This window comes from Corallincola platygyrae (assembly GCF_039544265.1).
GTDB classification, from domain to species: Bacteria; Pseudomonadota; Gammaproteobacteria; order Enterobacterales; family Neiellaceae; genus Corallincola; species Corallincola platygyrae.
Map to the genome: position 1 here is coordinate 224,721 of NZ_BAABLI010000005.1, position 12,083 is coordinate 236,803.

The window sequence follows — 12,083 nt, forward strand, 5'->3', positions numbered from 1 at the left end:
GAGCGGATATCATGTTTCAGTTATTGAATTTCAAAAATACCGTTCCGTTCATGGCCTACCGTGGCGTGTTCCGCTGGTTGTCGCTGGCTTTGGTTCTGGGAGCTATTGCTGTTTTATCGGTGAACCGCCTCAACTGGGGCCTGGACTTTACCGGCGGTACGCTGGTTGAGTTAGGCTTTGAGCAGCCTGCTGACATTGGCGCCATCCGTTCATCTCTGGAGACTCAGGGATACGGTGATGCCGTCGTTCAGAACTTCGGTTCCAGCCGCGATGTTGTTATTCGTTTGCGTCCCTCTGCTGATGTTGATGCAGCGAAAATGGCTGATGATATGGTTTCAGGCTTGCGCTCGGCTCAGCTGGGTAGTTTTGAACTGCACCGTATCGACTTTATCGGTCCGACCATTGGTGAAGAGTTGCGCGAAACCGGTGGCCTGGCCTGTTTGGTAGCATTGCTGTGTATTCTGGCTTACGTCACCATGCGTTTTGAATGGCGCTTGGCATTGGGTGCTGTAGCGGCTTTGGCGCACGACGTTATCCTGACCCTGGGTGTTTTCTCGCTGTTCAAGCTCGAGTTCGATACCACGGTATTGGCAGCGATTCTGGCGGTGATTGGTTACTCATTGAACGATACTATTGTTGTGATGGACCGTATCCGTGAGAACTTCCGTAAAGTACGTAAAGGTGAAGTGGAAGAGATTATCAACATCTCTCTGACGCAGACCATGTCTCGTACCGTGATCACGTCATTGACCACCTTGTTGGTACTTATCGCCTTGTTCTATCTGGGCGGCGCATCTATCCATGGCTTCGCGACAGCATTGCTGTGCGGTGTCTTGGTAGGTACTTACAGTTCGGTCTATGTCGCCAGCTCAATCGCCATGAGCTTAGGTATCAGCCGCGAAGACCTGATGCCTACAGAAGTAGAAAAAGAGGGTGCTGACCAAGAGCCTATGATGTAAGACTCTGGTTTAAGAAACCGAAGCAAAAAAAGGGGGCCTCTGGCCCCCTTTGTCGTCACTAACGATTTGTTTCGTCTGTCTTGGCTGACTGCATGGCGGTGATATCTTCCGGGTGCTGCTCCAGAGACTCTGCCAATAGATACGGCTGCAGTCCGGCATCTACAGACATCTCACTCAGTGCATTACTGGATTGCTGAATAACGTCACGTTCCAGTTGATAATCCATCTCCAAAAACGCCTGCTCGGTCTGGACCTGTACTAAATCTCGTACTTCGCCTTGGTGATAGATAACTTCATATCGTTGCACAGCCGGCTCTGCGTGGGCTAGGGCAGTACCTAATGCCATAGTCGCTAATACCAGCGGGATCCTTGTGTACTTGTTCATTGTCATCTCCTTACGCCCCTTTAATCTCGGGCGTACATCAATAGTGACCGGAAAACTGTTACAACGCTTCACCCTGAATGTAAATTTGTATGAACCTATATGCTCGATAACTTCTAAGTTATGGGTTTTTCTTCGTTTATCGCATTCTTGTGGGTGAAAAATAGCCAATCTCTTGTTTGAAAACAGCAGCTTAATGGCTATTTAAAAACTGTTACGAGAAACCTATGCCGATTGTTCATTAACCTCAATACAAGTGTGGTTAAGCTCGTGGTCAGACCTGTCAAGTAAACGGGACAGTTTTGGAATGCGGGCATGACAAATGCGGTTTTTTGGTGGAATGTCAGAAGTTGGCTTGGTTTATGCGTTGACCTGATGCAGTGAAACGCATCATGACCAATAGCCACCAAGGGGGCGGAAATGTCGAAAATGCATGGAGCATTTTTTCGACCTTACATCCTGTACACCGCCTGCCCTTTGGGCATCGCCGCTCCTGCACATTAGCATGCCCCACGAAATGTTTTGGGTACCATGTGCCCGCGGCAAAGCTCACCCCGCGCAGCGCAGTGGGTGTACCGTACATCCTGTACACAGCGTGCCCTTTGGGTATCGCCGCTCTTGTGCATCCATGCACCCGCGGCATACAGTACATCCTGTACATAAAAAAGCCCGCGAGAGCGCGGGCTAAAAACACAAAGGTAATAAAAGTTGTGTTAGCGGCTTAAAGCTGGCGTCAGATGTGGACGCATGGTCGTTAGCATTGCCTTAACCACTTTCGGGTTGCCGGCTACGACATTGCCACTCTCCGTGTGATTGTGGCCACCTGTGAAGTCAGAGACCAAACCGCCAGCTTCTTTCAGAAGCAGTTCACCTGCTGCTGTGTCCCATGGTTTCAGGCCAATTTCCCAGAAACCGTCAATGCGCCCTGCTGCCACATAGGCGAGGTCCAGTGCTGCTGATCCTGCGCGACGGACATCCGCGGCTTGATTAAACATAGCACTGAAGATATTCAGGTAATTTTCAAGGTAATGCTTCTGCTTGAATGGAAAACCCGTTGCCAGCACTGTGCCATTAAGGTCTTTTGCTGCGGAGCAGCGAATGCGGTAGCCATTCAGCTGGGCGCCACCGCCTCGGCTGGCAGTGAATAGTTCGTTGCGAATTGGGTCGAAGACCAGGGCCTGGTCGAGACTGCCTTTTACTTTAAGTGCAATAGACACGGCAAAATGTGGGATGCCGCGCATAAAGTTTGTGGTGCCATCGAGAGGGTCGATGATCCACTGGTAATCCGATTTATCGCTTCCCTGAATACCATGTTCTTCACCTACCACCTGATGATCAGGGTAGGCTTTCAGAATGGCGCTAACAATCGCGGCTTCCGCTTCGCGATCGACGTTAGTGACGAAGTCATTGCTACTTTTTTGTTCAGCTTCAACTAGGTCAAGCTGCTCATAAGCACGACAAATAATATTTCCTGCACTGCGCGCAGCGCGCACAGCGATATTCAGCATGGGTTGCATAGCCGGTTACCATTTATGTAAAAGAACGAATCAAAGCGGGGCGGATTATAGCAGAGGCTCATGAATCAGCAATCACTCCTGCCATCATGGAACGTCTGTGTTACACTTTCGCTCCTTTTTTTCACCAAGTTTGAGAATAGTTAGATGCTGGACAATATCCGCATCGTGCTGGTTGGCACATCGCACACAGGTAATATGGGCTCGGCTGCGCGAGCCATGAAGACTATGGGACTAAGTGAGCTCTATCTGGTAACCCCTGAAGCTGAGCCTGATGGCAAGGCGACAGCTTTGGCTGCAGGTGCCAGTGATATCGTTCACTCCGCGAAAATCGTTGACTCGCTGGAAGAAGCGATTGCTGACTGCGGCATCGTCGTGGGTGCCAGTGCACGCTCGCGTACCCACAGTTGGCCAATGATGTCGCCAAAAGAGTGTGGTGAAAAAGTATTCCAGGAATCAGCTAAATACCCTGTCGCCTTGGTATTTGGTCGTGAAAGTAGCGGCCTTACCAACGAAGAGCTTCAGCAGTGCAACTTCCATGTCCATATTCCGGCGAATCCAGACTACAGCGCACTGAACCTAGCAATGGCTGTTCAGGTGATCTGCTATGAAGTACGCCTGGCTATGTTGGCGGCAGAGAACGCGGCCTATGCTGACAACGAAACACCGGAATACCCGCTGAGCAATGAGATGGAAGGTTTCTATCAACACTTGGAGCAGGCGCTGAAGGATACCGGCTTTATCGTGCCACAACATCCCGGTGCGGTAATGACGAAACTGCGTCGCCTGTTTAACCGTGCACGCCCAGAAGCTCAGGAACTGAATATGCTGCGGGGTGTATTGTCATCAGTACAAAAAGCGGCGCGCAAGTAAGAGCCTTGTTGCCTGGTCAGCTGTGAGTCAAAGAGAGAATTTTCGAGGACGCTAGCTTTATGTTTCAAAGGATGAGAGAAGATATCAATTGTGTTTTTGAACGCGATCCTGCTGCCAGAAATGCGTTTGAAGTGTTAACCAACTATCCGGGGTTGCACGCCATCTGGCTACATCGATTGGCACATTGGTTCTGGACCCACAAATTGTTTTGGTTAGGACGGATTGTTTCCTCTTTCAGTCGTTTCATTACCGGCATCGAGATCCATCCGGGCGCAACCATCGGCCGACGCTTTTTTATTGACCACGGTATGGGCATTGTGATCGGCGAGACAGCTGAGATCGCCGATGATTGTACTCTCTACCACGGTGTGACCCTTGGTGGAACCAGCTGGAACGCTGGCAAACGCCACCCGACTTTGGAAAACAACGTCGTTGTCGGTGCTGGTGCCAAAGTTCTGGGTCCAATTACGGTAGGAGCTGGGGCACGAGTTGGCTCCAATGCTGTAGTAGTGAAAGCGGTTAACCCAGAGGCAACGGTAGTGGGTATTCCGGGGCGTGAAGTCGTGCCAGCGAAGTGCAAAGAAGCGTTGAAAGAGAAGCATGCAAAACGCAGTGAGCTTGCACAGCAGTATGGTTTTGACGCTTACGCGGTTTCTCCTGATAACCCTGACCCTGTCGCCAATGCTATTGGCCAGATGCTCGACCATATGCACTTGATGGACAAGCGTATGGGTGAAATGAATAAAGCTTTGGCCAGTATGAACTGTGACATTCAGGTAAAAGAACTGCCTGAGTTAGAAGTTGAAGAATTTGCTGAAGCAGAGCAGCTTGCCAAACAAGCGAGAAAGCAAGAAAAAGAGTCGTTTGATCCAGGGATTTAATACTTGAGTATAAAAGTCAGGTAAATACTTGACCGTTATAGTCAGGTATGTGATGATCTAAACCACATTGTAACACGAATGGTAACTGAATCATGCGACTGACCTCGAAAGGGCGCTACGCCGTTACTGCCATGCTGGATGTGGCGCTGCATACCCAACATGGCCCAGTGCCGTTGGCCGATATTTCAGAGAGGCAGGGGATATCGCTGTCATATCTCGAGCAGCTGTTCTCTAAACTGCGCAAGCACGGCCTCGTGAATAGCGTAAGAGGCCCAGGAGGCGGTTACCTGCTCGGTCAAAATGCGGACGATATCGCTGTTGGAATGGTAATCAATGCCGTCGATGAGTCAGTTGATGCGACACGCTGCCAACGTAAAGGCGATTGTCAGGAAGGCCAGCAGTGCCTGACTCACTCTCTTTGGTGCGAGTTGAGTGATAGAATCAGCGGCTTTCTTAACGGCATCACATTAGGCGAGCTGGTAGCTCAAAATGAAGTTAAGAACGTGGCTCGCCGCCAGGAACAGAATGAGCAGCGCCGTAAAATAACTGTTAGCTGTCAAGTTTGATAAGTGCTGTCCTGATGACAGTAGTACTGGAGAAAAGAATGAAGCTTCCGATTTACCTCGATTATTCTGCGACAACACCGGTCGACCCTCGCGTTGCAGCGAAAATGGCTGACTGTCTGACGTTGGATGGCTTTTTCGGTAACCCCGCTTCCCGTTCTCATCGCTTTGGCTGGCAAGCTGAAGAATTGGTTGATATCGCACGTAATCAGATCGCAGACCTGATAAACGCAGATCCTCGCGAAATCGTATTCACCTCAGGCGCGACGGAGTCGAACAACCTGGCAATCAAGGGTGCTGCAAACTTCTACAGCAAGAAGGGCAAGCACGTTATTACCCTAAGAACCGAACACAAAGCGGTACTGGACACCTGTCGCCAGCTAGAGCGTGAGGGTTTTGAGGTTACCTACCTGGATGTTGAAAGTAATGGCCTGGTAGATCTGAAGAAACTCGAAGCGGCAATGCGTGACGACACAGTTGTCGTTTCAATCATGCACGTTAACAACGAGATCGGCGTGATTCAGGATATCGCGACGATCGGTGAAATGTGCCGTGAACGAAAAATTGTATTCCATGTAGATGCAGCTCAAAGTGCAGGCAAGGTACCAATCGACCTTCAGGCGTTGAAAGTTGACCTGATGTCTTTCTCTGCTCACAAAATCTATGGCCCAAAAGGTATTGGTGCCCTTTATGTTCGCCGTAAGCCACGTATTCGTATCGAAGCTCAGATGCACGGCGGCGGTCACGAGCGAGGCATGCGTTCAGGTACTTTGCCTGTCCACCAGATTGTGGGTATGGGTGAAGCATTTGCTATCGCTAAAGAAGAGATGGCTGCAGAAAATGAACGTGTATTGGCGCTACGCCAACGCCTTTGGGATGGTGTGCAGGATATCGATGAGGTTTACCTGAACGGTGACCTTGAACATCGGGTTGCTGGCAACCTGAACATCAGCTTCAACTTTGTTGAAGGCGAATCACTGATCATGGCGCTGAAAGACCTGGCTGTTTCTTCTGGCTCTGCCTGTACTTCAGCTAGCTTGGAACCCTCATACGTACTGCGTGCATTGGGTTTGAATGACGAATTGGCACACAGTTCTATCCGCTTCAGTATTGGTCGCTTTACCACCGAAGAAGAAGTGGACTACACGCTTAAGGTTATCCACGACGCTATTGGCCGTTTACGCGAAATGTCACCCCTATGGGAGATGTTTAAAGACGGTGTGGATCTGGACAAGGTTGAGTGGGCTCACCACTAATAGGTTTGTGCCCGCGGGGCAATAGGAGTTATTACAATGGCATATAGTGATAAGGTTATTGACCACTACGAAAATCCTCGCAACGTTGGTTCATTTGACAAGAACGATCCAAACGTAGCGACCGGTATGGTGGGTGCACCAGCATGTGGTGACGTGATGAAGCTTCAGCTGAAGGTGTCAGACGAGGGCGTTATCGAAGACGCCAAGTTCAAAACTTATGGCTGTGGTAGTGCTATCGCCTCCAGTTCCCTGGTTACCGAATGGGTTAAGGGCAAAACACTGGACGAAGCGGGTGAGATTAAAAACACCAAGATTGCCGAAGAGTTGGCTCTGCCACCAGTGAAGATCCACTGCTCAATCCTGGCTGAAGATGCAATCAAAGCCGCGATTGATGACTACAAGCAGAAGCACAGCGCCGAATAAGCGTGAAGAGGTAGCAGTTTAATGGGCATCACTATGACAGACGCTGCCGCTCAGCGAGTGAGCAGCTTCCTGGAAAATCGAGGCAAAGGTGTGGGTTTACGCCTTGGCGTAAAAACCACAGGCTGTTCTGGCTTGGCATATGTACTTGAGTTCGTTGATGAGCTCGAGGAAGGCGATGAAGTGTTCGAAGAGAAAGGCATCTCTATCATTGTTGACAAGAAAAGCCTGGTTTATCTCGATGGCACCCAGTTAGATTTTGTCAAAGAAGGCCTTAATGAAGGGTTCGAGTTCAAGAACCCTAACGTTAAAGACGAATGTGGTTGTGGTGAGAGCTTTACTGTTTAATCTCCATGGACTACTTCGAACTATTTGAACTGCCTCATCGCTTCGAACTCTCGCCTGCTGTATTGGCCGAAAAATTCAGAACCTTACAGCGGGCTGTTCATCCTGATCGATTTGGCGCGGCCAGCGAGCAGGAAAAACGGATCGCATTGCAGCGCTCAGCGCATATTAATGATGCCTATCAGACGTTAAAACACCCTCTTTCACGTGCGGTATACATGTTGTCTACTGCAGGTCACGATTTAAAGTCAGAGCAAAAAAGCTTTTCAGATACCAGCTTTCTGTTTCAGCAGATGGAGCTTCGTGAACAGTTGGAAGAGCTGCAATCGTCGCAAAACGCAGGTGCTTTGTTTGATATGCAGACTGAGATCCAGTCTGAAATCAAAGCTTACCTGAAGCGCATCGGTGAAGCGTTGGATGCCCCAACTAAGGGCGACTATGCTGAAGTGGCCGACGAAGTTCGTAAGCTAAAGTTTTTCTACAAATTGGCTGAAGAGTTAGAGCAAGTCGAAGAAGCTCTGATTAACTATTAACGCTCACTGAGTAACGAATTCAATGGCATTACTTCAGATCGCCGAACCAGGGCAAAGCCCGGCTCCCCATGAACGTAAATTAGCAGTTGGTATCGACCTGGGAACAACAAACTCCCTGGTTGCTACTGTCAGAAGTGGTTTGGCTGAACCTCTGCTGGACAACGAAGGTGCGGCAATTCTTCCTTCTGTCGTCAAATACACTGCTTCGGGTGTTGAGGTTGGTGAGGCCGCCTACAAAGCTGCCGCTGCTGATGCGGAAAACACCATTGTTTCGGTGAAAAGATTTCTTGGTCGCAGTCTGGCCGAAGTAAAAGAGCGCCATCCAAATGCGCCTTATCGATTTGTTGAAACCGACAGTGGATTAGTCAATATCGAAACTGACCACCGTGTCGTTAATCCCGTAGAGGTGTCATCGGAAATCCTCAAGGTACTCAAGCACCGCGCGGAAGACACCCTTGATGGTGATCTTGACGGTGCGGTCATTACTGTACCCGCGTATTTTGATGATGCTCAGCGTCAGGGAACTAAGGATGCAGCAGAGCTTGCAGGCCTTAAGGTATTGAGATTATTGAATGAACCCACCGCAGCCAGCATTGCTTATGGATTAGATGTGGGCCAAGAGGGCGTTATCGCCGTATATGACCTTGGTGGCGGCACATTCGATATCTCCATACTTCGTCTAAGCCGAGGCGTCTTCGAGGTGCTCGCCACCGCCGGCGACTCCCAATTGGGAGGCGACGACTTTGACCATCTGCTAGCTGAGCATATTAAACGGCTGGCTGGGATAGCCGATGGTCCACTCTCTCCTCGCCTTAAGCGAACTTTGCTGGCGGTCTCCAGGCACGTTAAAGAGCAGCTGAGCAGTGCTGATGTTGCAGATATCAATTTCCCTCTCGAAGGTAGTTCTGACTGGAGCGGCCAAATTAGCCGTGACGAGTTTAATGATCTGATATCTCCACTGGTTAAAAAGACCCTGATGGTGAGCCGTCGTGCGTTGCGTGATGCTCATGTCGATACCGATGAAGTGATCGAAGTGGTGATGGTGGGTGGTTCGACCCGTGTTCCCTTGGTTCGCCAATCTGTCGGTGAGTTCTTTGGCAAAGAGCCACTGACCTCGATAGATCCGGACAAAGTGGTGGCCGTAGGGGCTGCAATTCAAGCTGACATACTTGCCGGTAACAAGCCAGACTCAGAGATGCTGCTGCTTGATGTCACGCCTTTGTCTCTTGGACTGGAGACTATGGGTGGGCTGGTCGAAAAGGTCATTCCCAGAAATACGACGATACCGGTTGCCAGAGCCCAGGAATTTACGACGTTTAAAGATGGTCAGACGGCCATGGCTATCCATGTCGTGCAGGGTGAACGTGAGTTGGTGTCTGATTGTCGCTCTCTTGCGCGGTTTGAGCTTCGTGATATTCCGCCAATGGCGGCCGGAGCTGCACATATTCGTGTGACTTTCCAGGTTGACGCAGATGGCTTGCTATCTGTCACGGCGATGGAGAAGTCGACCGGCCATAAAGCCTCGATTCAGATCAAACCCTCTTATGGCCTTAGTGATAATGAAATCGCTGAGATGATCAAATCGTCGATGGAACATGCCAAAGAGGATATGCAGGCGAGAATGCTGGCTGAGCAGCGAGTTGAAGCTAAACGAGTGATTGAATCGTTGGACGCGGCGCTGGCGGAAAATGGTGAGCAACTTTTGTCGGCGGATGAACTCGAACAGATAAAACAGGGTATTGCAGCGCTGGCTGAAGCGGCGCAGGGGCAATGTCCTGAAGCGATTAAAACCGCGATTGAACAGATGGATAAAGCCAGTCAGGAATTTGCGTCTCGTCGCATGGACGAGTCGATCAGAAAAGCGCTGGCCGGTAAAACAGTAGATTCGATGGATAAGGTGTAACCATGCCAAAGATTGTTTTTCTCCCTCATGAAGAGTTGTGCCCTGAAGGATTAGAAGTTGAAGTGGAAGAGGGCGTGACGGTGCTTGATGCCGCCCTGGCCAATGGTATCGGTATTGAACACGCCTGTGAGAAGTCTTGTGCCTGCACAACGTGTCATGTCATCGTTCGGGAAGGATTTGACTCTCTTGAGCCCAGCGATGAACTGGAGGATGACCTGCTTGATAAGGCTTGGGGGCTTGAGCCAGAGTCTCGTTTAAGCTGTCAGTCGAAAGTGGAAGATGAGGATCTCGTCGTGGAGATCCCGAAATACACGGTCAATATGGTTTCTGAACGTCACTAATTCTTAACTTTAAAGCCTAACCTATTGATAGATATCAAGGGAGCAGTGGATATGAGTTTGAAGTGGACAGATAGTCTGGATATCGCTATCGCTTTGATCGATGCTCATCCTGAAGTCGATCCTAATGCGATTCGCTTTACCGACCTGCGAGAGTGGGTCCTTGCACTGGATGAGTTTGACGATGACCCCGCCCATTGTGGGGAACGGATTTTGGAAGCGATTCAGATGGCGTGGATTGAGGAGCAAGACTAATTCCTCGGATCTGAAAATCAATCCTTACTTATCAGCCCGGCTCCATTGTCGCCGGGCCGAGCCTCCCTTATAATCCGCGCGTTAAAACAAAAGAGTCCAGTGATTGGACCATTACTAAAAGCACAAAATAGGGGAAGCTAATATGGCTTTGCAGCGCACTTTTTCCATCGTAAAACCAAACGCTGTTGCAGATAACAATATCGGTGCTATCTATCACCGTTTTGAAACTGCAGGACTGAAAATTATCGCATCTAAAATGCTTCACCTGAGCAAAGAGCAGGCTGAAGGATTTTATGCAGAACACAAAGAGCGTCCTTTCTTCGCTTCTTTGGTTGAGTTTATGACTTCTGGCCCTGTGATGGTGCAGGTACTGGAAGGTGAAGAAGCGGTGCGTCGCAACCGTGAGATCATGGGTGCTACTAACCCTGAGGAAGCTCTGGCGGGTACTATTCGTGCCGATTACGCCACTGTCATGAGCGAAAACGCCGTGCATGGTTCTGATGCGCCAGAGTCTGCCGCTCGCGAGATTGCATTCTTCTTCAGTGATGATGAGCTTTGCCCACGAACCCGTTAATAATTTTGCGGGTTGGCAAGGAAGGGGGCCTAGGCCCCCTTTTCATTTGTTATTGGTAAAAAGCGGTTAAAAAATATACAATGCGCGCCGCGACAAAAAGCGCTGAATTTTGATGACCTAGTTACTGTTTTTATTTGAGGCAACGAATGAGTGACCAAGCTGAAAAAATAAATCTTCTCGATCTGGACCGCGACGGATTGCGCGCGTTTTTCGCCGAATTAGGTGAAAAGCCTTTCCGTGCCGATCAGGTGATGAAGTGGATTTATCACTACGGCTTGGAAGATTTCTCTGAGATGACCAACCTTAACAAAGTCTTGCGCCAGAAATTGACTGACCGAGCCGAGATCCGTGCACCTGAAATCAGTCAGGAACAACGCAGCAGCGATGGCACTATCAAATGGGCGATGCGTGTCAGCGGTGGGCAGGAAGTGGAAGCGGTGTATATCCCTGAGGAGGACCGTGCCACCTTATGCGTTTCTTCACAGGTCGGTTGTGCACTGGAATGCTCATTCTGCTCAACCGCTCAGCAGGGCTTTAACCGTAATCTCAAAGTCTCCGAAATCATCGGTCAGGTTTGGCGTGCAACTCAGGTTATCGGTTTCATGGGCTCAGGCGGTGATCGTGCAATCACCAACGTGGTGATGATGGGCATGGGTGAACCGCTGCTTAACGTTAACAATGTCGTGCCTGCCATGAAGTTGATGATGGAAGATTTTGGTTTTGGTATCTCCAAGCGCCGAGTCACCCTGAGTACGTCTGGTGTTGTGCCAGCACTGGACCAGCTGGCAGGTAAGATTGATGTGGCGCTGGCCATCTCTCTACATGCGCCTAACGATGAACTCCGTAACGAACTTGTGCCTATCAACAAAAAGTACAATATCGAGACCTTCCTGACGTCAGTACGTGGCTATGTGAACGCGGCCAATGCCAACCGAGGCAAGGTGACCATCGAGTATGTGATGCTTGATCATGTAAATGACAGCATGGAACAGGCCCACGAACTGGCGGATTGTCTGAAAGACACGCCAAGTAAAATTAACTTGATCCCATGGAACCCATTCCCGGGCGCGCCTTATGGTCGTTCAAGTAATTCACGTATTGATAGGTTTGCTAAGGTATTGATGGAAAGAGGTTTTACCGTGATAGTTCGGAAAACTCGAGGCGATGATATCGATGCGGCATGTGGTCAATTAGCGGGAGATGTGATCGACCGCACTAAGCGAACCCTCAAAAAGCGGATGCAAGGTGAATCGATTTCAGTAACAATGGCTTAGCTAAGTCTTTGGG

General features: G+C 49.7%; 15 protein-coding genes. 13 read left to right on the forward strand and 2 right to left on the reverse strand.

All coding sequences use genetic code 11. The features are described 5' to 3' along the window. Window positions 1-11 precede the first annotated feature (11 nt). Window positions 12-959 (forward strand): protein translocase subunit SecF, encoded by a 948-nt coding sequence (gene secF / locus ABEA14_RS03605; RefSeq protein WP_377776186.1) that lies wholly within the window; start codon window positions 12-14, stop codon window positions 957-959. Window positions 960-1,017: 58 nt separating this feature from the next. Here the strand turns inward: secF and ABEA14_RS03610 are convergent, their stop codons facing one another. Further along, on the reverse strand, window positions 1,018-1,344 hold the full coding sequence (locus tag ABEA14_RS03610; protein WP_345338481.1) for a hypothetical protein: 327 nt from the start codon (window positions 1,342-1,344) through the stop codon (window positions 1,018-1,020). A 710-nt stretch (window positions 1,345-2,054) separates the two neighbouring features. Continuing rightward, window positions 2,055-2,858 carry an inositol-1-monophosphatase gene (gene suhB, locus ABEA14_RS03615; protein ID WP_345338482.1) on the reverse strand — a complete coding sequence of 268 codons (804 nt, stop codon included), beginning with the start codon at window positions 2,856-2,858 and terminating at the stop codon, window positions 2,055-2,057. A 144-nt stretch (window positions 2,859-3,002) separates the two neighbouring features. Between suhB and trmJ the strand changes: the two genes are divergently transcribed. The 12 genes from trmJ (at window position 3,003) to rlmN (ending at window position 12,070) form a co-directional block, all read left to right on the forward strand. Continuing rightward, window positions 3,003-3,728 (forward strand): tRNA (cytosine(32)/uridine(32)-2'-O)-methyltransferase TrmJ, encoded by a 726-nt coding sequence (trmJ, locus tag ABEA14_RS03620; RefSeq protein WP_345338483.1) that lies wholly within the window; start codon window positions 3,003-3,005, stop codon window positions 3,726-3,728. 38 nt (window positions 3,729-3,766) lie between these two features. Continuing rightward, window positions 3,767-4,609, forward strand: coding sequence for a serine O-acetyltransferase (cysE, locus tag ABEA14_RS03625; protein ID WP_345338518.1), 843 nt, complete (start codon window positions 3,767-3,769; stop codon window positions 4,607-4,609). 92 nt (window positions 4,610-4,701) lie between these two features. Next, entirely contained in the window at window positions 4,702-5,175 is a 474-nt protein-coding gene (gene iscR / locus ABEA14_RS03630; protein ID WP_345338484.1) for a Fe-S cluster assembly transcriptional regulator IscR, read from the forward strand. A gap of 38 nt (window positions 5,176-5,213) precedes the next feature. After that, entirely contained in the window at window positions 5,214-6,428 is a 1,215-nt protein-coding gene (locus ABEA14_RS03635; RefSeq protein WP_345338485.1) for an IscS subfamily cysteine desulfurase, read from the forward strand. A gap of 36 nt (window positions 6,429-6,464) precedes the next feature. Continuing rightward, the gene (iscU, locus tag ABEA14_RS03640; protein WP_345338486.1) at window positions 6,465-6,851 is read left to right on the forward strand and encodes a Fe-S cluster assembly scaffold IscU; all 387 of its coding nucleotides are present in this window, start codon (window positions 6,465-6,467) and stop codon (window positions 6,849-6,851) included. Window positions 6,852-6,872: 21 nt separating this feature from the next. After that, window positions 6,873-7,196 (forward strand): iron-sulfur cluster assembly protein IscA, encoded by a 324-nt coding sequence (iscA, locus tag ABEA14_RS03645; protein WP_345338487.1) that lies wholly within the window; start codon window positions 6,873-6,875, stop codon window positions 7,194-7,196. Window positions 7,197-7,201: 5 nt separating this feature from the next. Further along, entirely contained in the window at window positions 7,202-7,726 is a 525-nt protein-coding gene (gene hscB / locus ABEA14_RS03650) for a co-chaperone HscB (protein ID WP_345338488.1), read from the forward strand. 22 nt (window positions 7,727-7,748) lie between these two features. Next, on the forward strand, window positions 7,749-9,629 hold the full coding sequence (hscA, locus tag ABEA14_RS03655; protein ID WP_345338489.1) for a Fe-S protein assembly chaperone HscA: 1,881 nt from the start codon (window positions 7,749-7,751) through the stop codon (window positions 9,627-9,629). A 2-nt stretch (window positions 9,630-9,631) separates the two neighbouring features. Continuing rightward, complete coding sequence (fdx, locus tag ABEA14_RS03660) at window positions 9,632-9,970, forward strand: ISC system 2Fe-2S type ferredoxin (RefSeq protein ID WP_345338490.1); 339 nt, start codon at window positions 9,632-9,634, stop codon at window positions 9,968-9,970. A gap of 51 nt (window positions 9,971-10,021) precedes the next feature. Beyond that, window positions 10,022-10,222: a Fe-S cluster assembly protein IscX gene (iscX, locus tag ABEA14_RS03665; RefSeq protein WP_345338491.1), complete on the forward strand. Its 201-nt coding sequence runs from the start codon at window positions 10,022-10,024 to the stop codon at window positions 10,220-10,222. A gap of 142 nt (window positions 10,223-10,364) precedes the next feature. Continuing rightward, on the forward strand, window positions 10,365-10,796 hold the full coding sequence (ndk, locus tag ABEA14_RS03670) for a nucleoside-diphosphate kinase (RefSeq protein WP_345338493.1): 432 nt from the start codon (window positions 10,365-10,367) through the stop codon (window positions 10,794-10,796). Between the two features lie 146 nt (window positions 10,797-10,942). Beyond that, entirely contained in the window at window positions 10,943-12,070 is a 1,128-nt protein-coding gene (rlmN, locus tag ABEA14_RS03675) for a dual-specificity RNA methyltransferase RlmN (RefSeq protein ID WP_345338494.1), read from the forward strand. Window positions 12,071-12,083 lie beyond the last annotated feature (13 nt).

Bases quoted from the DNA above. Each gene is read 5' to 3' on its own strand.
- fdx (WP_345338490.1), top strand. From the start codon at position 9,632: ATGCCAAAGATTGTTTTTCTCCCTCATGAAGAGTTGTGCCCTGAAGGA.
- hscA (WP_345338489.1), top strand. From the start codon at position 7,749: ATGGCATTACTTCAGATCGCCGAACCAGGGCAAAGCCCGGCTCCCCAT.
- hscB (WP_345338488.1), top strand. From the start codon at position 7,202: ATGGACTACTTCGAACTATTTGAACTGCCTCATCGCTTCGAACTCTCG.
- suhB (WP_345338482.1), bottom strand. From the start codon at position 2,858: ATGCAACCCATGCTGAATATCGCTGTGCGCGCTGCGCGCAGTGCAGGA.
- iscU (WP_345338486.1), top strand. From the start codon at position 6,465: ATGGCATATAGTGATAAGGTTATTGACCACTACGAAAATCCTCGCAAC.
- iscA (WP_345338487.1), top strand. From the start codon at position 6,873: ATGGGCATCACTATGACAGACGCTGCCGCTCAGCGAGTGAGCAGCTTC.
- rlmN (WP_345338494.1), top strand. From the start codon at position 10,943: ATGAGTGACCAAGCTGAAAAAATAAATCTTCTCGATCTGGACCGCGAC.
- iscX (WP_345338491.1), top strand. From the start codon at position 10,022: ATGAGTTTGAAGTGGACAGATAGTCTGGATATCGCTATCGCTTTGATC.
- ABEA14_RS03610 (WP_345338481.1), bottom strand. From the start codon at position 1,344: ATGAACAAGTACACAAGGATCCCGCTGGTATTAGCGACTATGGCATTA.
- ABEA14_RS03635 (WP_345338485.1), top strand. From the start codon at position 5,214: ATGAAGCTTCCGATTTACCTCGATTATTCTGCGACAACACCGGTCGAC.
- iscR (WP_345338484.1), top strand. From the start codon at position 4,702: ATGCGACTGACCTCGAAAGGGCGCTACGCCGTTACTGCCATGCTGGAT.
- secF (WP_377776186.1), top strand. From the start codon at position 12: ATGTTTCAGTTATTGAATTTCAAAAATACCGTTCCGTTCATGGCCTAC.
- ndk (WP_345338493.1), top strand. From the start codon at position 10,365: ATGGCTTTGCAGCGCACTTTTTCCATCGTAAAACCAAACGCTGTTGCA.
- trmJ (WP_345338483.1), top strand. From the start codon at position 3,003: ATGCTGGACAATATCCGCATCGTGCTGGTTGGCACATCGCACACAGGT.